The 20,743-nt window shown below is 43.0% G+C and carries 16 protein-coding genes; 5 read left to right on the forward strand and 11 right to left on the reverse strand.

The features are described 5' to 3' along the window. Window positions 1–15: 15 nt before the first annotated feature. From AAGA51_RS05840 to AAGA51_RS05855, 4 genes are all read right to left on the reverse strand, one after another. The gene (locus tag AAGA51_RS05840) at window positions 16–843 is read right to left on the reverse strand and encodes a DUF2797 domain-containing protein (protein WP_042488351.1); all 828 of its coding nucleotides are present in this window, start codon (window positions 841–843) and stop codon (window positions 16–18) included. Between the two features lie 98 nt (window positions 844–941). After that, a complete protein-coding gene (locus AAGA51_RS05845) occupies window positions 942–1,739 on the reverse strand; it encodes a SanA/YdcF family protein (RefSeq protein ID WP_415679595.1) in 798 nt (265 codons plus the stop codon). A 23-nt stretch (window positions 1,740–1,762) separates the two neighbouring features. Further along, window positions 1,763–2,086 carry a DUF3392 domain-containing protein gene (locus tag AAGA51_RS05850; protein WP_042488356.1) on the reverse strand — a complete coding sequence of 108 codons (324 nt, stop codon included), beginning with the start codon at window positions 2,084–2,086 and terminating at the stop codon, window positions 1,763–1,765. 96 nt (window positions 2,087–2,182) lie between these two features. Continuing rightward, window positions 2,183–3,871, reverse strand: coding sequence for an NAD-dependent malic enzyme (locus AAGA51_RS05855; RefSeq protein WP_042488360.1), 1,689 nt, complete (start codon window positions 3,869–3,871; stop codon window positions 2,183–2,185). Window positions 3,872–4,091: 220 nt separating this feature from the next. Between AAGA51_RS05855 and AAGA51_RS05860 the strand changes: the two genes are divergently transcribed. After that, window positions 4,092–6,440: a helicase-related protein gene (locus AAGA51_RS05860; RefSeq protein WP_042488364.1), complete on the forward strand. Its 2,349-nt coding sequence runs from the start codon at window positions 4,092–4,094 to the stop codon at window positions 6,438–6,440. Window positions 6,441–6,627: 187 nt separating this feature from the next. Next, a complete protein-coding gene (locus AAGA51_RS05865) occupies window positions 6,628–7,020 on the forward strand; it encodes a hypothetical protein (RefSeq protein WP_042488507.1) in 393 nt (130 codons plus the stop codon). Window positions 7,021–7,107: 87 nt separating this feature from the next. Here AAGA51_RS05865 and AAGA51_RS05870 read toward each other — a convergent pair whose 3' ends face one another. After that, on the reverse strand, window positions 7,108–8,211 hold the full coding sequence (locus tag AAGA51_RS05870) for a phosphoribosylaminoimidazolesuccinocarboxamide synthase (RefSeq protein ID WP_042488367.1): 1,104 nt from the start codon (window positions 8,209–8,211) through the stop codon (window positions 7,108–7,110). Window positions 8,212–8,538: 327 nt separating this feature from the next. Then, a complete protein-coding gene (locus AAGA51_RS05875) occupies window positions 8,539–8,847 on the reverse strand; it encodes a 50S ribosomal protein L7ae (protein WP_042488509.1) in 309 nt (102 codons plus the stop codon). A 532-nt stretch (window positions 8,848–9,379) separates the two neighbouring features. Here AAGA51_RS05875 and AAGA51_RS05880 point away from each other — a divergent pair. Both AAGA51_RS05880 and AAGA51_RS05885 read left to right on the forward strand, forming a co-directional pair. Beyond that, window positions 9,380–11,347, forward strand: a complete 1,968-nt coding sequence (locus tag AAGA51_RS05880) for a GGDEF domain-containing protein (RefSeq protein ID WP_042488370.1) — start codon at window positions 9,380–9,382, stop codon at window positions 11,345–11,347. 22 nt (window positions 11,348–11,369) lie between these two features. After that, window positions 11,370–13,346, forward strand: coding sequence for a GGDEF domain-containing protein (locus AAGA51_RS05885; protein ID WP_042488372.1), 1,977 nt, complete (start codon window positions 11,370–11,372; stop codon window positions 13,344–13,346). A gap of 12 nt (window positions 13,347–13,358) precedes the next feature. On the opposite strand, the gene AAGA51_RS05890 is transcribed toward AAGA51_RS05885, so the two are convergent. The 5 genes from AAGA51_RS05890 to AAGA51_RS05910 all read right to left on the reverse strand — a co-directional run bounded on the left by AAGA51_RS05890 (window position 13,359) and on the right by AAGA51_RS05910 (window position 17,349). Then, window positions 13,359–13,547, reverse strand: coding sequence for a hypothetical protein (locus AAGA51_RS05890; RefSeq protein WP_042488375.1), 189 nt, complete (start codon window positions 13,545–13,547; stop codon window positions 13,359–13,361). 219 nt (window positions 13,548–13,766) lie between these two features. Continuing rightward, window positions 13,767–14,795, reverse strand: coding sequence for a J domain-containing protein (locus AAGA51_RS05895; protein ID WP_042488378.1), 1,029 nt, complete (start codon window positions 14,793–14,795; stop codon window positions 13,767–13,769). Between the two features lie 285 nt (window positions 14,796–15,080). Beyond that, window positions 15,081–15,749, reverse strand: coding sequence for an OmpA family protein (locus tag AAGA51_RS05900; RefSeq protein ID WP_042488382.1), 669 nt, complete (start codon window positions 15,747–15,749; stop codon window positions 15,081–15,083). A 118-nt stretch (window positions 15,750–15,867) separates the two neighbouring features. Then, the gene (locus AAGA51_RS05905; protein WP_042488512.1) at window positions 15,868–16,551 is read right to left on the reverse strand and encodes a DUF2786 domain-containing protein; all 684 of its coding nucleotides are present in this window, start codon (window positions 16,549–16,551) and stop codon (window positions 15,868–15,870) included. A 120-nt stretch (window positions 16,552–16,671) separates the two neighbouring features. Then, entirely contained in the window at window positions 16,672–17,349 is a 678-nt protein-coding gene (locus AAGA51_RS05910; RefSeq protein ID WP_042488384.1) for a DUF3334 family protein, read from the reverse strand. A gap of 258 nt (window positions 17,350–17,607) precedes the next feature. Here AAGA51_RS05910 and ydiJ point away from each other — a divergent pair, with 258 nt between their 5' ends. After that, complete coding sequence (gene ydiJ, locus AAGA51_RS05915) at window positions 17,608–20,646, forward strand: D-2-hydroxyglutarate dehydrogenase YdiJ (RefSeq protein ID WP_042488388.1); 3,039 nt, start codon at window positions 17,608–17,610, stop codon at window positions 20,644–20,646. Window positions 20,647–20,743 lie beyond the last annotated feature (97 nt).

Genomic DNA, 20,743 nt, shown 5'->3' on the forward strand with positions numbered 1-20,743 from the left:
CTTTATAAATAGAGCTTATTCTGCACTTACTTCGACTTCGTAAGAGGTGAATTTACGAATGTTAATAACACCCGTATCCAAAATGAGGTATTGACCTTTTATACCTTGCAGTACGCCGCTAACAACCGGTTCTTTATCAAAATTATGCGAGGTGATCTTGCTTGGAAACACTTCTACAGGGTATTGAATCTCGGTGATTTGAGCGTTGACTTCTTCGACGGCATCGTGACCGAATCGTTGTTTAATCTCTGCGATCTTTTCTTCAACCAGCGGACGCAGCTTAGCAAACTGTTCTTCTAAAGGTAGCGGGTCACCATTGCCTTTTAACAGCGTACGCCAGTTTGTTTTGTCGGCGATGTGCTTCGCCAATTCAACTTCAACCAAGCCAGAGATATGACGAGTTTTCACCTTATAGATAGGCAGACCTTGAGTGGCTCCTTGATCTATCCAGCGGGTTGGAATTTGCGTATGACGCGTGATGCCCACTTTTAAACTTGAAGTGTTTGATAGGTAAACATAATGCTCAACCATGCAGTGATCTTGTGCCCAATCAGGTTCACGGCAGGTGCCTTGATCATAATGACAAGTTTCCGGCTTCATAATACACATGTCGCAGCTCGCCAGTTTAGTCATGCACACATAGCAATGGCCTTGCGAATAACTTTTCTTGGTTTTCTTGCCGCATGAACAACAGAAAATATTGCCCGTGTGCTTTAGCGTGATGGGTTTATTGATGAACGGATTCAGGTCGACAGAACCTTCGCCGACAGGCAATTGGTAGTGGACATTTTCGCCCAGTTGAGCGCGCATTTTGTTTAGTACGCCCGATGCGATGACTGACATGACATTACTCGTGTTTTATTAGTTTGCGCCAACTGTAACAAAAAAAAGTGTCAACAATAAATAATGGCGGTAAAAAACCAAGAATTGGCAGCTAAAAGCTATTGCGAGTCGTTGTGTGTCGGTTGCTCTGCCTGTTCTTCAACCATTTGATCTTGTGGTGTTGAGTCTGTGGTCAGTTCTGAATCAGTTGTGGCTTCTAGCTCAGTGGTTGGTTCTGACTCAATAATGATCGGCTCTTTAGGACCTAAAAACTTAGGCTGTGTGTTGAAAATGTAGAGATCGAAAAATGCTTTGGTGCGCGCAAAAACTTCCCGAGTACGAGTCTTAATTCCAGAATGATTAACAGGATCTGACACCGCTAGGCAGGTGGCATTGATGTCGTGATACTTAGCAATAAACAGCGCACGCTCACAATGGAAGCGTTGCGTGATGATCAAGAAGTTATCGGTATCAAAAATGCGTTTTGCGCGAACAATCGAATCTAGAGTTCTGAATCCAGCGTAATCCAAGAAAATACTGCCATCAGGTATACCCGCTTTGAGCAAATCCCGTTTCATTGTCCAAGGTTCATTGTAGGAACGGTGCGCATTGTCGCCACTGAGTAAGAAGCGATTTACTTTACCCAAGTCATAAAGTGAGATAGCTGCATTGATGCGGTGTGCATAGTATTCGTTAAGCGTTTTGCCCAGATACTTACTGGTGCCCAAAACCACAGCTACCTGAAATTCAGGAACCTGTGTGATATCGCTGATGATATGGTCTTCACTTCTCAAGCTTACCCAGCGATCGATTCCATAGATGGAGAGTGCGCTTAAGATAATCAAGACAGAGAGAAGTCGTAGACCACGCTTAAGTAACGACATGCCTTTAAACTTACCGTTTTTACATTTACGCATGCGCATACTGAGCGAATTTGATTTTAGATGTGACGATGTTTTTGAGCCCATAATCCAATTACAACGAAACTGCCTGTGACTAAACAAAACATCATGCCCTGTTCTAAGTTTGCGAGTGTCCGAGTTAAGTAAGGGCTTGCTTTGATGATGATTAATCCGTAACCAAACGCATTGACTAAGATAAAGGCGACCGTTCTAAAAATAAAGTGCTGATTACGCATTACACGGCGTAATAAAGCATTAATCTCACCACCGAGCATCACCAGTAAGCAGGCGATTAACGCAACGGAAATGTCACTCAGATACGGGGCAATATAATGTCCGGCAGGTGCGAAGAAACTTAACATAGGTATTTACCAAACAGAAGATTATTTATTGGGTGAATGGTTGTGTTATACAAAAAGCCCCCGCATTTGGGTTTGTGGGGGCTTAGGTCTGTCGAATTAGAACGCAGTGCGCTTGTAGCGGCGGTATGTAGGTTGCCAGAAATGGTTTTCGATAGCCAGTTCTAGAGCTTCATCCGTAATTTCTAGTGCTACACCTTGCTCAATGGCTTTTTTCGCCACTGCAAAGGCAATTTTCTTCGATACAGAATGGATAGCTTCCAAAGGTGGTAACAATGGGCCGTGACCATTAATCGCTAATGGTGAACACGTTGCTAACGCACGGCTTGATTCCATCAGCATGGCATCTGTTACACGTTTTGCACCCACTGCAAGAACACCAAGGCCAATACCCGGGAAGATGTAGCTGTTGTTACATTGTGCAATTGGGTAAGTTTTACCTTCATGAACCACAGGATCAAATGGGCTGCCTGTTGCTACTAGGGCTTCACCATTTGTCCAACGAATAATGTCGTTTGGTGTCGCTTCTACGCGGCTTGTTGGATTCGAAAGCGGGAACACAATCGGACGAGGGCAGTGAAGGTGCATTTCTTTAATCACTTCTTCACTGAACAAGCCTGGTGCGCCAGAAACACCAACAAGAACAGTTGGTTTAGCATTGCGAACCACTTCAAGTAATGAATAGCCGTTGTTTTCTGAAACCCAGTCTTTAGTGTTTGATTTTTTCTGAACAAGTCGTTGTTGGAAGTCCAGCAGATTAGGCATACCTTCTTCCAGTAGGCCCCAACGGTCAACCATGTAAACTTGTGAACGAGCTTGCTGATCGGAAATACCTTCAGAAACCATTTGAGCAATGATGGCTTCCGCGATACCACAACCGGCAGAACCTGCGCCAAGGAAAGTGATACGTTGTTCACATAGTTGTGTCCCTGCCGCTTTACAAGCCGCTAGCAGAGAACCAACAGTAATGGCCGCAGTACCTTGAATATCATCATTGAAGCAACAGATACGATTTTTATAACGCTCAAGCAGAGGCATCGCGTTTTTCTGTGCAAAATCTTCAAACTGGATAAGTGCATCTGGCCAACGGTGTTGAACCGCTTGAATGAATTCGTCGACAAACTGATCGTATTCCGCACCCGTAATACGAGGATGACGCCAGCCCATGTACATAGGGTCTGCTAAACGTTGTGGATTGTTTGTACCCACATCAAGCACGATCGGCAAAGTGTAAGCCGGACTGATACCGCCACATGCTGTGTACAGAGATAGTTTACCGATTGGAATACCCATACCGCCGATGCCTTGGTCGCCCAAACCTAGGATACGTTCACCATCGGTAACAACGATGACTTTCACGTTGTGGTTTGCAGCGTTGTTAAGCAGGTCATCAATACGATCACGGTTAGAGTAAGAAATGAATAGGCCACGACCACGACGATAGATATTAGAGAAATTTTCACATGCAGCGCCAACGGTCGGCGTGTAGATGATTGGCATCATCTCTGAAATGTGGTTTTGCACTAAGCGGTAAAAGAGCGTTTCGTTTGTGTCTTGAATGTTGCGCAGATAGATGTGCTTATCCATATCGTTGTCAAAGCTACAATATTGCTGGTAGGCACGAACCACTTGTTCCTGTATTGTTTCGGTTGTTTCAGGCAGTAGCCCTTCTAGATTGAACTGTGCACGTTCTTCCGCTGAGAAACCGCTACCTTTATTTAGTAGAGGTGTGCTCAATAGAGCAGGCCCAGCATATGAAATATACAGAGGGCGTTTGTCGTTATTCATTTTTGGCCTATGGATTTATGTGAAAAGGTTGACACAAAAATGATAACGGCTTGGTGACTGTCTTGTAAATAGACAACCGCTAGACTTCAGAACATTATGCTGCTTTATTCGAGGACGGGATGAAGCGAATCGTTATTGGTGCGTTGATGTTAAGCTGCGATTAGAATATATATTCATCTAAATACATTCATCCATTATTTCTTTTTTCTTGTTATTTATTATGCCATTACTTCCCATTCAGCCTTTAAAATCCGCCTTTTTAAGCACGCTTAGCCAATCACCTGTCATTGTTGAAGCAGAAACGGGTTCAGGAAAGTCAACGTGTTTGCCTCTTTGGGCTGCAGAACAAGGCAGAGTACTCGTTATCGAGCCACGCAGAATTGCGTGTACCTCTCTGGCGGAATATTTGGCGTTACAGCGTCAAGAGCGAATCGGGGAAAGCATTGGTTATTCCATAAAGCTGGAAAATCGCTTTAGCGAAGAATCTCAGGTGGTTTTTGTTACCCCCGGTGTGGCATTACGTTGGTTTGCTGAAGATAAGCTGGCGAGTTTTGATATTGTCATGGTGGATGAATTTCATGAAAGACGCTGGGACACAGATTTACTTGTCGCCTTACTTAAACAGCAACAAAAGATCCGCTTGATTGTTACCTCGGCAACCTTAGAAGGGGAGCGTTTAGCGGACTATTTAGGAGCGGTGAGGCTAAAAGCCGAAGGGCGAGTTTATGATGTTGCGGTCGAGTACAGAGCCGCTGATTCAAGGCAGTTACCTGACGCTCGTTACCTTGCTGATCGCGTAAAGCAAGAAGTGACCGAGGTACTGACAAGAACCAGCGCAGATATTTTGGTTTTTCTTCCCGGACGTAAAGAAATTCAGCAATGCCAGCAAATGCTCAGCAATATTGAAAATATTCTGGTCGCTCCGCTGCATGCTTCTGTTTCTGATAAAGAGCGCAACCTCGCTCTCACCCCGCAAAGCCAGCAGAAAGTGGTGCTGGCGACCAACGTCGCTGAAACGTCGCTGACTATCCCCAATATTGGAGCCGTAATTGATAGCGGATTAGAACGCAGAAATGTGCAGCGTAACGGGCGAACCACACTCACGCTAAAACAGATTTCACAAGCAAGCGCCAAACAGAGAAGCGGTCGTGCAGGACGAGTGATGAATGGTATCGCTATTCGTCTCTATGGGCAGCATGCGGCGCTGGAGGCAGCAACACCTCCCTCTATGCAGCGAGAAGAGCTGGTGGAACCTATGCTGGCCGCAGCGAGCTGTGGTCATCGTCTATCGGATTTACATTTTCTAGAGCCGTTACCAGAAAAAACGCGAGTACAAGCAACGGATATTCTCACAGGCATGAAAGCGATCGATGAGCATGGCAACATTACGGAGCATGGTGTACAGATAGCGCCGCTTCCGGTCGATGCCCTTTATGCCGATCTGGTTGCGCGTATAGAACCCAAGCCTTTAAAAGAGGCGATGATCGACCTCGCTGCCGCGCTTTCCGTTCCGGCTTCGGTTTATAAACTCTCATCGAACGAAGAGGCTTTAGAAAAGCTCAATCAAGAAGAACCTCAGTGCTGTGATGGTCAATTGTTGATTCAACTGGTTCGAGGAAAAGAGTATTCGGCGGTTAACCTTGATCTTGAAGCATTAAAAGAGGCTCAAGGATTGTCTGAGCAAATGAGAGAGATCTACGGACTACCGCAACTGGAAGTGGCTTCTCGATATCAACATCATGCGTTGGCTCATGCGATTGCCGCGCTTCACCCTGAGTTGGTGTTTGTGCGCAGAGAGCGACGCAAAGAAGCACTGGCTAATGGACAGATGGAAGTGCTGATTGGGCGAAACAGTCGATTTTCCACTAAAGCAGAAGCGGCATTGGTGCTTGATCAGCACAGCTTGCCAGGACGGGGAGTGAAGCAGACATTGACACTAGCGACAGTGATGATGCCTGTCTCTTTTGATTTGATAGAGGAACTGCAACTCGGGCATTGGACGCAGGTGGAAGCTAGCCTTGATAATGGTGTGCTGATGTCTGAGCAACATCTTATTTATGCCGGTCGCGTAATCAAATCTAAAAACGTAGAAGCCAGTGGCGAGTTTGCCATTCAATCAATCGTAAACGCCGTTATGGCTGAAGAGTGTTTTGCTGGATTTGCTAAACAGCGTACAGCCGAGATTGAATTATGGAAAATCTACGTTGAATTGGGTTTGGATGAAAAGACAAAAAAACATAATGGCCTGACTTTCGAAACATGGTTTGAACAACAATTGACGGCTCTAGGTATTCGCTCACTTGAAGAGTTGGAGATGTTCAGCGGCGACGATTTCCCGTTTGAAGGTATACCATATTGGGAAAAAGAAGAGTTCGCCGAGTTATACCCGCTCGAAATAACCCTCAGTGATATCCAACTTAAGGTTGAGTATTTTGTGCAACGAAAACTGGTGTGCGTCATTTATCAAGGTGGCTTACGCAAAGGTGACCCAAAACGCTGGGAGTTACCTCGTTGGTCTGGTTATCGGGTTCAATACCGCAAAGCCAGCAGAGTGGTCGATATCCGATAAATATGTTTTAAACCTAAAATATTAATCATTAACACATAGGTTGTTGAACTCTATAGCTACTTTTTGTTACCAGTTTGGTTTTTATATATCAGTGCCTCTGAAAATAAGGGTATAAAAGAACGTTTTTTTATATCGTATTGCTATAAAGTTAGGGATGTCTAATATTGATAACACTGTGTTGCCAATTATGTCGGGGGACAGAATGGATAAACCACAACGAATTTGCGCAGTGTTTGATTATACCTCTTTTTTAGGAACCTCAAGTTCTAAGAAATGGACCTTTTCTGAAGCGCTGAAATCGTTTGCTCCGGTTTTTGGTACTGTCTGGAATGAATCTGTAAAAGAAAGAATGAGCCCCGAAGACAGGCTTTGGGAAATAGCTCTTAATCGTTTATCGAGTAACCACAGCGATGAGTCCAATCTCATTGAGCTGGTGAAGTTAGCGAAACGCGAAGGAATTGAAGAAATTAAACTTGTTATGCCATATGCATTAGATGAACAACAGATTGAGTCTATCCAATCTCATTGTGAAGCTCATATTAAAGCGGGCAAGCAAGACGAGTTTATTATCACTCTGTGATAAATTATTCAGAAATAAAAAGGGCGCTTAACTAATTAGTTTCTTTTGGAAACTGGTAGTTAAGCGCCCTTTTTGCTGATCAGAGGATTAATCAATCAGACCATATTGCTCGTCAAGAATCTTGATGATCTCTTGCTTTGGATTGTCACTTAGCTCAATTTTGTGGCCGACAACTTTCTCAGCAATACCCAAGTAAGTGCGTGAAATATCCATTAGCGCTTCTAGTGGTAAAGCATTGTCACGTGCCAGTGCTTCACGCTCGGGCATACGATCTTTGTTGAGAAGGATATCTGGGTCAGGGAAGTAGTTTAGCAGGAACTGGCGGAAGCCTTCTTTCGAGTTTTCAACGATGTTGCCTTGCAAGTACTGCGCTTCATCCCAGATGCGTGATGAGTCTGGTGTACCCACTTCATCCATGTAGATCAGTTTTTCTGCGCCGTTAGCATCAGTGACATAACCAAATTCAAATTTGGTGTCTACGAAAATCTGGCCGATTTCTTTGAGTGCTTGGCTAATCACCCCGAAGCCTTCTTTAAGAAGTTTTTCGTACAGTGCAATGTCTTCCGCTTTGCTGAAATTGAACGCCGCGAAGTTGTCTTCGATATTTTTACGAGTGATGTTCACGTCGTCGGCTTCAGGAACTCCCGGAATGCCTTTAAGGATGCCTTTGGTTGAAGGTGTCATTAGCAGTTCAGGAAGTGCTTTGTCTTTTTCTAAACCTTCAGGAAGCTCAATACCGCAGAACTCACGTTCGCCTTTTGCGTACGCACGCCACATGGAACCTGTGATGTATTGACGACAAATGGCTTCAATCTTAATTGGCTTAGCTTTTTGAACAATCCAAACAAATGGGTGTGGGATATCCAGAATATGGCTATCTGCTAGACCGTTGTCTTTGAAAAGTTTGAACCAGTGGTTAGAGATCGCATTCAGTGCCGCGCCTTTACCCGGAACGCCTGCAATACCGCCTTCAGCATGCCAGATACAATCGAACGCCGAGATACGGTCGCTGATCACCATGATGGCAAGTGGTGCATCTTCAGCGACATCATAGCCTTTCTCTTTGATAAGGCGACGGCTGTCTTCTTCAGTTAGCCAGTACACAGAGCGAACTTTACCGCTATGAACAGGCTGATGGGTACGAATTGGGAGATCGTCATTGACGGCAAGAACTTGGTCAGCAAGGCTCATGGAGACATTCCTATCTTATTTCAAACGTCATATACCCATCCTACTTATAGACTGGCGCAATGGCAGAGCTAAGAGATTCGGGTATAGAAAGAAGATATCTAAGCACGGTGAGATATCAATTACTGCGCGCATCATACCAGAACTATTTTATGTCGCCATATAAAAAGCAAACGTTTGCTTAAATATCTTTTTGTTCGTAGATATGGTGTAAAAATAGAGTCATACAAACATGCGCAAAATGAAATGCTAGAGAGTGGGGATGTAAAACATTCAGTGAAAAAGCAGAAAAAGCCCTCTCATCGAGAGGGCAAAAGGCAGTGATAGAGATTAGTGAAATTGTGGTGCTGCAGGTTCTAGGAAAAACACTTCACAACGGTATTCTGTTGCCATTTGTTTGAGTAGTTTCTGGCTAACGATATCGATGTTACCAGAGGCAACCACGGCACTCGCGTTACCCGATTGGATAGCTTTCATCACAATGGTGATTTCTGATTGCGATTGCGATGGCTTCATATGAATGATTCTACTGCAATGTATTTGGTGAGCTGCTAGCTCGTGATACTGAGGACGCGGACATTCACCAGTAAACAGGATCCATTGTTTGTGCTCGGATAGACTTGAAAGGCGAACAAACATATCTGCAGCTTGCGTAGCTGAAAATGAATGATGTTTACTCGTTGGATTTCCAAAGCGAGTTACGTTTGATTCAACACCGAATGATTTGTTAACTAGCAATTCACTATTTAGCATAACACTGTCCTTTTATACATGCTGTATGTGTATACAGTAGTATTAAACCAAATACTGATCAAGAAGAAATTTGTGTTTTTGTGGGAAATTTGAGCAAAAAGTTATGATTGATTTTGTAACTTATTGATAAGTAAATGTGGTTTAAGTGAGTAGAGTTTGGCGACTGGTCAATCGTACATTCAAATTCTGCGGAAGTTAGTGACAGCGGTTAGTCTTACGAATTCTGTACAGGATTAATCGCTGGATCGCTATTTTTATCAAGAAGTTGGAGTTGCGACTATTCAGCGGTTTTATATGCTGTACAGTTATATTTCCCTGAGTCATCAAGATTTAAAGAATTTTCCTACGAGAGCCTCTATAGGCTGGCCTGCCTTGTTTCATTAAACTTGCTGTTGTAATCATTGAGTCGAAGCAGCGAATGAAAGTTGTCCAGCGTTTTTATCATCTCATCTTATTTTTATGTTTGTTGGCCAAGCTAACAGGCAATGCTGTTGCGGCTGACAAATCCACTTATAGTATCGCTATCAGTACTGAAGATATTATTGCTGAAACTCTTTTAGAAAGAGTTGCTCAGGAACTGTCTGTAAATTTCGAGCTGGTCCGTTTTGCTGAATATGCACCAAGATTAGATGCCGTTATTTCTGGTGAGGTTGATTTTGCTTCCAGCGTTACCTATACCGATGAGCGAGCAAAGAACCTGATATTTTCAGCACCAACCAACCTTGAATACACTTATCTTTTTAGTTCAACAAAAACCAATATTAAGGATATTTCAACGCTCGCTGTGCCCAGTGGAACAGTGTTTGCCGAGTTAATGCGAACGCAAAACCCAAATCTTCAGGTTGTTGAGTTCAACACGATCGCTGAAGCCAAAGATTTACTCTTCAGTGGTAAAGTGGAAGGTGTTGTCGATTCTGCGGTTCAATTGAAAGTTATGGCATTAGCGGGTATGAATGCCCAACTGCTCAACTATCAATTTCCGTTAAAGCCAGTTTCTCTAGTGACTGCGAAACCTGAGAACATCGAACTGCTAAAAAAAATGGAGCAGTATTTACACCAGCCAGAACGGCAACGCCTAATCAGGACTACTGCTGAGAACTATCAGTTTGAGGTTCAACGCCAAGCGTTACGAAAACGAGTGCTATTTAGTGGTGTTGATTTAAGCCGCCCATTTAAAGTTATTGTCGAGGATTACCGCCGTTATGGCGTACAAAATGACAACGGGAAGGTCATTGGGATTGCTGCTGATGTAATCTTTGAAGCATGTCAGCTTATGCGTCTTGAGTGTGATGTTCAAACCGCTACAGAAGGCGATTGGCAATCCATGTATGAAAGCTTGCGAAGTGGAGAGATAGATATTCTATCGCCGATAGCAATAGTTCCGGGACGGGAAGAACTGGTTCATATCAGTGACCGTTTTTATAAAACAGAAAGCATTGTTGTTAAGCGTAATGGCTATAAAGACGGTGTCTATCGTACTGTTTCTGAACTCATCTCTGAAAGAATAGGGGTGATTAAAGGCGGAATGACGGCAAAGGTTCTTCACCGAAGGCTTCCACACAAGTCATTCCGCACTTATACAACCGCCAAGGAGCAACTGAAAGCGCTGTTGGCCAATGAAGTGGATTATATTGCCATGCCTCGTTTGACTTACAACGAATTGGTTCGCGACACTCGAACAATTCTCCCTATTGTAGAAGATCATACGATAGGCACTGTCTTCAGTTATGGAATTGGCATTGCTTTCAGAAAGAATGATGAAGGTAAAAAACTTTCTGAACTGTTCAATGAAGCTATTCGACTCATTGATATGAATAACGTCATAAAAAAATACGATTACCAACCAGATTGGCAACAGACTCTGTTCAGTCAAAAAAAGTTCACTAAGCAGAGTCAGCAACTCTTTCTAGTAATAACGCTGACATTAGTTGTCCTTTCGTACATATGGCATAAACAGTCGATCACAGACAGTTTAACCAAGCTGAAGAATCGTTTGGCTTTATATAAAAAATACAAACATGGTTTGTACCCTGGTCAGATTTTGGTTTATTTCGATGTAAACAAATTTAAAACGGTAAATGATACCTACGGTCATGCCGTAGGAGACGAGGTGCTCAAGAAAATCTCTGAAAATATACGTCATTATTGGAACTGTGACAGCTATCGTATCGGTGGTGATGAATTTATTTTAATCGGCAGAATTCGCGAACAAGATATTGAACGAATGTTGTTAAATATTGGTTGCTTTGAGTTTACTGACCATAGTTGCCGAAAATTTAATGTGACAATTTCTTACGGTTATTATTTGTCTAGCAATGATGGTTTATTACTTGATGACTGTATTCATATCGCCGATACTCAAATGTATAAAGCCAAGATGGCTTGAATCTATAAAAATAAGGCAGTCGATGTTTAAGTTTCAATATATTTTATTGCTTGTTATTTTCTTGTGTTCATTCGGAGTGTTAGCAAATAATGAAAGCAGATATTTAGTTGCAACGGAAACCGATGATATTATGACAAAGATATTGTTTGATTCGGTATCTAAGAAAAATAATATACATTTTGAATATATAGAATTTGAAAATTTCGCTGATGCATTAGAAGCTGTTGAGCTAGGTTATGTCGATTTTCTTTCGAATGTTACTTATATACCAGAAAGAGCTAGAGCCTTAGATTTTTCTCTGCCGATCGGTATTGAATATATTTATCTCTTTACTTTAGGTAGCGTTGAACTTGATAAAATATCCATACTGGCTGTACCTGAAGGTACCACAATTAAGAGCACCATTGCGGAAGATTTTCCTAATTTAAAGTTTGTTGAATTTCATAGCATTGACGAAGCAATTGCTATGTTGCAGTCTCGACAGGTTGATGGGGTCGTTGATGCGATAAACCAGTTAGAAAAGATGATGTTGTCTGGTGTGGATGAACGATTATTCAATGACCATCTCTCTCTACATCCAGTATCAGTTGTTACCCCAAAAGGAAAACATCAGCAATTGCTGCGCCTTATTGAAGCTCATGCGCACACTACAGATTTTCAAAAACTGTTGCGAGAGTCCATTGACAACTATCAGTTGTCTGTACGCAAGCAAGCTCTGCGTAAGCAAGTAATCCAAAGTGGTGTCAATGTATTAGAGCCGCTTAAAATAAAGCTAGAAAACATGCCATTATTTGCTAACTATCATACTGACGGCAACGCTGATGGTATTGCTGCTGACATATTGTTCGAAGCCTGTGATGTACTACAGATTGACTGTCAGCTTGTCAGTCAGGCTGATGAATCTTGGGCAAGTATGTACGGCAGTTTAAAAGATCAGACTATTGATGTTTTGTCACCGCTTGCAATTACAGATAAACGTAAGGAACTGTTCTATTTCAGCGAAGGGTATTACAGTCCAGAAGCGATTCTAGTTAAACGTAAATATTATAATGACGGAGTGTATCGTTCTATTTCCGAAATGTTCATTGAAAGAATCGGTGTGGTAGAAGGCAACTTTCTGGCTTCAACTCTTAATCAAATGTTGCCGGAGAAAAAGTTTATATACTATAAAACGCAAGATGACTTATTAAACGGTTTACTGAAAAATGAAGTAGACTATATTGCAATAATTAGAGCAACACTTAATGATAAGTTGCGTCGTTCGAAAAATGTTCTTTCTATTATCGAAGATAAAGATGTGGGTGTTTTCTATTCCTACAACTTGGGGTTTGGGTTCCAGAAAAATGAGAAAGGTAAAAAATTAGCCGAGCTGTTCTCAAAAGCAATAAATTTGATCGATGTTAAAGGTACGATTGAAAAATATGATTATCCGCCAGATTGGTATACAACGATACAAACACAAAAGAAAATAAGAAGAAATAGTGTTGTTCGGTTTATGTTTATTATTTCTGTTTTAATCAGTGTGGTTTTTATTTTCCATCGACGTTCGATTACTGATGAATTAACACGATTAAGGAACAGACTGGCTCTCTACAAGAAATATGGAAACGTGTTTCCTAAGAATAAAGTTCTTGTCTACTTGGACATCAACAAGTTTAAACTCATTAACGATACTTATGGTCATAGTGTTGGCGATAAAGTACTTAAGCAGCTTGGTAGCAACATTAAACGCTTATGGAAAGGGGATGCATACCGAATCGGTGGGGATGAGTTTGTGTTGATCACCCGCGTTGATGTGCAACAGGCCGAACAAATGCTCGAGAACATTAAGCAGTTTACACTTTCTAACTGCGGTACTGGTGTTGAGTTATTAGTGAGTGTTTCAACGGGGATGGCTTTTGAATTTGAGAAAAACCTTCCCCTCGATGATGTGTTAAATATTGCAGACCAGTCTATGTATCATTCTAAGCACAGATTTCGTCATGCCAATAGAAGCTAATCATTTATAAACTCACAGGGAGTGGGGCTGTTGTCGCTCCCTCATTGCTTGTTCTGCGATGTTGAATTGTCTTACATCCATACGTGCAAAGTCATTGCAACGCTCACATGAATGATGGGCTTTGCCATCTACATATTCGTGTTTTGTCAGTAGTAAACTTGGTCTTTTGCACCAGTCACACACGCCTTCAATAGTAAACATTTCTTCTCCTTACTGGTAATTAAAAGACTCGTCACTCAACTTCTCACTAAGCATGAGAGTGATAGGACAAGGCTCTTAGCTGTTAGGCGCTAATTTCGCGCGGATTATGCCACAGTAAATTGAATAAGGTTAATGAAATGTTGTGATATTGAGAGTGTTATCGATTGCAAAATCTAAGTATTTAAAAGGGCTGGAGATATTTCTCGATTCTAGTTGTAACTAATTGTTAACTTTATTTAGGATGGTTTTGAGAGCGCCATTTAAACGCTTCATCTCTTCGTCGCTACCTTTCATATCTGGATGGTAGATCTTGGATAACTGCTTATAGCGAACCTTAATAGCTTTCTCATCAGGTACTTGACTCGGGTGATAGCCAAACACTGCGCAGGCGAGTTGAAACTTCTGATCTTGATTTGTGTTCGCTTGGTTTTTTTGTGACCGCTTTAATTCCTGATAAAGAACTTCAAGTTGCCTTTTTTGCTTCTTAATCACGGCGATATTGTCGGCTAGCTTTTGCTCTAGCTTTTGCTCTAGCTGTTGTTGCTCTGTTAACTGGTCTGACGCATCTGCCTCATGCTTTTGTCTTTTTTGGCGCTGATTGAGTGAGGTAACAAGCATTAGTAGAGCAATCGACGCCAGTATCACGACATAAACCCAATTCAGTTTATCTAAGTCTAAACGGGAAGGCGTAGGAAGTGTTTCTTGCTGAGAATTTGCTTCGTTGTCGAGCTGATCAATCGCAGATACCTGTTTTGCTCTTTGCTGGTTGAACTTATCTTCCAATATTTGACTGTATGCTTGCTCGGCTTCAGGAAGTGATTCGGCGGCTGTACGAAACCAAATCTCTGCCATCTGTTGTGACGTCGGGGAGTTCTTTATAGCCTGATACTGCTTGCCTAACTCAAATTGCGCCTTAGCGTTCCCTTGCGTAGCCAGTTTGGTTAGCCAGTAGATGCCTTCAGCAGTATTGATTTCAGTGCCTTGCCCTCGTATATACATTTTAGCCAGTTGATGCATTGCTTGAGGCTGATTTCTTTCAGAGGATTGTTGAAACCAGTAAAAGGCTTCGCTTAGATTTTGAGGAATTCCGTCACCAGATTGGTAGCGAAGGGCTAACTGATATTGTGCCACCGCATCGTTATTGCTGGCTTTACTCAATAACTCAGCTATTTGAGGATCCGAGGATGTATCTGCATACGAGGAGAAAGCCCAGCAGAGAGAAACAAGCCCTATTAGCAATCGATTCAAGATGACCTTCCGTGTTCTACTTCAGAGAATATACTCTTCCTACTTGAAGCTGCAGCTGTGTTGCCTACGTTCGTTCACCCCAATCACATAATTTATCTATGCTCATGGGGATTCACTCACTTGTCGCCTACCTGCAACTCCAAGTAGTTTGAGTAAAATCCCAGCCTTAAAGCTGGGATTTAAACTAAGTCTATCTTAACGCTAGTCGTTGACGAGTTAAACGGAGTTATCTTTTAAAGCCAATCAAACTCCGTTTTCTGCTACTTCAGCGTCTTTCTCGATGGCTTATTTCAACGGTAGAATTTGGATCTCTACACGGCGGTTACATGAACGACCTTGCGTAGTGCTGTTTGAACAAAGCGGGTAGCGTTCGCCATTTCCGCGAGCAATTGCACGACCTGTCGCAACACCTTGTGAGATTAGGAATGAGCGAACAGATTCAGCACGACGCTCAGACAGAACTTGGTTGGTGTTGTCACTGCCAGTGCTATCTGTGTGACCATCAATGACAAGGCTTGTATCAGGGTATTCAACAAGAATACGGGCAACACCGCGTAGTGTGTTGTGAATGCTTGAGTCTAGTTGGTAGGAGTTGCTAGAGAAACCAATACCGTTTTCCAGACGAAGAAGCAGTTGGTTTTCGCCCACACGCTCCACTTGTACGCCTGAATTTAAAAGTTCTTTACGAAGCACGGCTTCTTGCTGGTCAAAGTAGTAACCAACGCCACCACCGACAGCAGCGCCGCCTGCTGCACCAATCAGTGCGTATTTACGACGCTCTTTTGCGTCATCACCTGTCGCTAAACCTGCAGCTGCACCAGCTAGAGCACCGAGCAAAGCACCTTTGGTTGCAGAGTTTGTTTCTGTTTCACCGGTTGTCGCGTTTTGGCGTTGAGTTGCCTGACAGCCAGATAATGCAATTGCCACTGCTAGGGCCAATGTGATTTTTTTCAAGGTATCTACTCCATGTCTTGTTTTTTTGCCGCATGCATCAGACGAAATTCGAAGGAGAAGATCAACTAGGAAAAGTCTGATTTGACGTAGGACTGACGAAAAACTTTCAACGAAAGGTCTACTTCAATAGTTTAGGTGCTTGTGCGCCATTTATCGGGCGATTGACAGAAACTCTGCGACCTTTTTTTAAACCTACTTCATAATCCGCAGTCAGGTTTTTCATTGCCTCACGCAGCTGTTGCTTGAACGTTTCGCGGTCAACGTTCTTAAATTCTTTATCAATGTAGTCGTTGATTTTGTTTGCAGAGTCTTCATCCGGCGATATGACAGGAAGTTTTTCCAGCGCACCTTCAATCCATCCAGACACAAAAGAACCGACACGTCTATTTACTTCAAGTGTCGATGTCCCGCTGCCGGCAAAGCTGTTGCGGAATTGTCCTGTATGTTCGTTCATTTCTCTGTAAACAATATCAAAAGCAAATGCGGCGAAGATGGCTCTATCGGCTTCACCAATGAACTCTACGCGTTTTAAACCTTTGTGATTGATAAGCACAGCTTCTACACCAAACTTAGTATTGATACCACGAATGATGCGTAATATACCTGAGCTGATAGAGGCGGGCAGTAAGTGGCTAGACTGTGTTTTACCCAGTTTAATGAATTCAATATCATCTTTATCAAGACCATATTTCAGCATTAAACGGTGCGCCATTTTTATCGCATTGGCGGCTTCGTTTACGTTTGCTGAGTTTCCAAGCTCTAAACACTTGGCAATTTTTTTCAGGGCTTTCTTTTTATCAATCGACATTCAAAAACTTTAGGGTCTGTTGACCTATTACCGAGATTAGAAAAGTCCGATATTTTAACGTTTTTGCAGCATTAGGGGAAGGGAAGAAGCCACCTTTGTGGGTGGCAACTAATACTATAAGCCTAGTTCGTCCAACAGGTCTGACGCAATGTCATCCTCTTGCTTATCTTCTTTCTTTGCCGTTAAACCTTTCTGAGTACTTTCAAGAATAGAATCTGGACTTTCGTCTTCGGCCATTTCGAAGTCTTCAAGTTGGATAAACTCTGTTTTATCCATGGCGAGTTCTAAGTAGAAAATGTTGTTTTTCTCAGTAGAGAAAGTCACTCGTCTCACTTGAGGTCTGTCGAGGTTGGTATCGACAGATAGAATAACCTGCTTATTCAAAGACAACATTTTTGGTTGGTTCTGGGTGATGTTGGTTTGTAGCTCTTTACGGATCTTGTTGGTGAAGTCTCCAACCAACTGGTTCATCAGTTCGCCCAGTACGTCACCCACTTCGTCAGAAGTGTGCAGAATAGCCAGTTCTTCTTCAGGCATACCCATGCTACGCATGTAGTTTGTGTAAACCTCAAGGGCAGCTTTTGCGGTAAAGTTGATAACGACTAGTCCCGAAAAGCCACCATCAAATAGCACAAAACAACCAAAATCTGGTTTAAGAGAGGTTTTGTTGATTTTCTGCACCATCGCCGAATAGTTGATGTTGGAGTTGGTTGCGGAAGTAAGAACTGAAGAGACGGATTGACACAGCTTTAGCAAGATATCTTCCGTGGTTACGATTTTGTTTTTTCTCATGGTGTATCCGTAAAGGCCAATCGGCCTTGGTAATGCATAACAACTTTTTAGCCCAGCTTTTTGGCAAACGTTTGCACAGCTGTAACTTTATGTTTTCAAGCGAATCGAATTTGAACAGTTAGAAAAATGTATTTGATTCGCTCTGTCAACGAGATTCTGATTTGATCACCTTTTCAAATGTTGTAAAGTGACCGAATTCATATAATTAACCTATAAACCCATAGCTGATTGGATCAGCGACTTACGGGCAGGAAGCAAATGTTACCAAGACTTCACTTTCAATCTGATGTCGATCCGGTTGTATTAACGTTTTTACATGAACTAGAAGCTGCTGGTTTTACTGGCGATATCGAAACTCAATATTCTAGCCGTCTGGCAGTAGCCACTGATAACAGTGTATACCAACAACTCCCCCAAGCTGTGATTTTGCCTAAATCCACGGAAGATGTTGCCCTAATCGGTAAGATGAGTGCTAAACCTGAATTTGAAAGAGTGACTTTTTCCCCACGCGGTGGTGGTACCGGTACTAACGGTCAGGCTCTGACTAAAGGTATCGTGGTCGATCTTTCTCGTTACATGAATCAGATTCTTGAAATTAATGCTGAAGAAGGCTGGGTTCGTGTTCAAAGCGGTGTGATTAAAGATCAGCTCAATGACGCTGTTCGTCCATACGGCTTTTTCTTCTCTCCTGATCTTTCTACCAGTAACCGTGCAACGATAGGCGGTATGGTGAACACTGACGCCTCTGGTCAGGGTTCATTGAAATACGGTAAAACTTCTGATCACGTATTGTCTCTGCAAGCCGTATTCGCGGATGGTTCGATTCTTGAAACCGACATGTCACGCGGCACGCCAGAAGAAGGTAATTACGCTTATCAAGCGATGCAGGTGACCGAAGCAGTATGTCGTGACAAGCGTCAGCAGATTGTCGATAAGTTTCCTCCTCTTAATCGATTCCTCACCGGTTATGACCTGAAAAATGCCATCAACGAAGAAACGGGAGAGTTTAATATCACTCGCGTTCTTTGTGGTGCCGAAGGTTCATTGGCATTTATTACCGAAGCCAAACTTAACCTGACTCGTATTCCTAAAGCACGTACCTTAGTGAACGTGAAATACGACAGCTTTGATTCCGCCTTACGTAATGCACCGCTTATGGTCGAAGCGGAAGCGTTATCTGTTGAAACGGTCGATTCTAAAGTTCTTAACCTTGCCAAAGAAGATATCGTCTGGCATAGCGTCAGTGACCTTATCACGGACGTTCCGGGCAAAGAGATGCAAGGCATCAATATCGTTGAGTTCGCCGATCAGGATGAAGCAACGGTAGAGTCTTTAGTGGCAAAGCTAACGGCAAGTCTTGATGAAGCTTTGGCTAATCAGCGAGGTGGCATTATCGGCTACCAAGTGTGCACGGATTTAGCCAGCATCAACCGTATCTACAACATGCGTAAAAAAGCGGTAGGTTTGTTGGGCGCAGCGAAAGGGCGAGCTAAACCTGTACCGTTTACCGAAGATACTTGTGTTCCGCCAGAAAACTTAGCGGACTTTATTGCTGAATTCCGTGAACTATTAGATTCGAAACAACTTGCTTATGGCATGTTTGGTCACGTCGATGCGGGTGTATTGCACGTTCGCCCAGCGTTGGATCTTTGCGATCCGAAGCAAGAGCTGATGATGCACGAAATCTCTGATGAAGTGGTCAAGCTGGTGGCGAAATATGGTGGTTTGATGTGGGGTGAACACGGCAAAGGTTACCGCTCGGAGTACGGCCCTGCATTCTTTGGTGAAGAGCTGTTTACCGAACTGCGCCGCGTGAAAGAAGCCTTCGACCCGCACAATAAGATGAACCCAGGCAAAATCTGTACGCCGCTCAACACTAATTTTGAACTGGTTAAAGTGTCAGACAGAAAACGTGGTTATTACGATCGACAAATCGATGTTCAAGTGCGTGACAGCTTTAAACAAGCGATGGAATGTAATGGTAACGGCTTGTGTTTCAACTACGAAACCAGCTCACCTATGTGTCCGTCAATGAAAGTCACGGCGGATCGTCGTCACTCGCCGAAAGGTCGTGCGGGTCTGGTGCGTGAATGGCTGCGTCAGCTTACAGAGCAGGGTATTGATATTCTGGATCTGGAAAATCAAACACTGACCAAGACGGCCAGCATCAAAACCATGATTGACCGAATTCGCAATCGCATCAACCAACGTCACGAATATGACTTCTCACATGAAGTGTATGAAGCGATGAATGGCTGTTTGGCGTGTAAAGCGTGTGCAAGCCAGTGTCCCATCAAAGTTGATGTTCCTAGTTTCCGTTCGCGTTTCTTAAATATCTATCACTCACGCTATCAGCGTCCGGTGAAAGACTATTTGGTGGCAAATATCGAAACTATGTTACCGCTGATGGGCAAAGCACCGAAACTGGTCAATGGTGTGTTGGAACAAAAATGGGTTCAAAGCCTAACCGCAAAAACGGTTGGCTATGTGGATGCGCCATTGCTGACAGTTCCTACGCTTGCACAGCGTACTCGTCGTCACCCAGTTGCTACTTTTGATATGCAGTATTTGGCTGGCATCTCTAAAGATGAGCGTGAGCAACATGTCATCATCGTTCAAGACCCATTCACCAGTTATTACGATGCTGAAGTGGTGGAAGACTTCATCGCATTAGCCATTAAACTGGGTAAGAAGCCGGTGTTGTTACCGTTCAAGCCAAACGGCAAAGCACAGCACATCAAAGGTTTCCTGAAGCAGTTTAAAGCAACGGCAGAAAGTACAGCGGCTTTCCTAGAGAAGGTGGCGGATCTTGAAATTCCTATGGTTGGCGTTGATCCGGCGTTGGTACTTTGCTATCGCGATGAATACGCAGAAGTGCTTGGTGACAAGCGTGGAGATTTCTCTGTGTTAACGGTTCATGAATGGATGAAACCGCGTTTGTCTGAGTTTGCAACCACAGACAGCACCAACGGCGAAGCGTGGTATTTACTCGCGCACTGTACTGAAAAAACCAAGTTACCGAACGCTGAAAAAGAGTGGGGAGAAATTTTTGCTCACTTTGGCGGACTGTTAAAAACAGTACCTGTTGGTTGTTGTGGTATGGCGGGTACGTTTGGTCATGAGCTTGATAAGCTGCAAATCTCGAAAGATATTTACGGGCTAAGCTGGAAACCAAGTTTAGAAAAACTGCCAAAAGAACGCTGCTTGATCACGGGCTACTCTTGCCGAAGTCAGGTGAAACGTTTTGAGCACATTAAGCCTAAACATCCGTTACAGGCGTTATTAGAGTTAATCTAGTTCTGAATATGAATAATTAAGCCCGACATTGTCGGGCTTAATTTTATCTATCATTATTAGACAATTAAGTTTATCAATTGAATGTGTGCTAACGGAG

The organism is Vibrio diazotrophicus, assembly GCF_038452265.1.
In the GTDB taxonomy this organism is placed as follows: domain Bacteria; phylum Pseudomonadota; class Gammaproteobacteria; order Enterobacterales; family Vibrionaceae; genus Vibrio; species Vibrio diazotrophicus.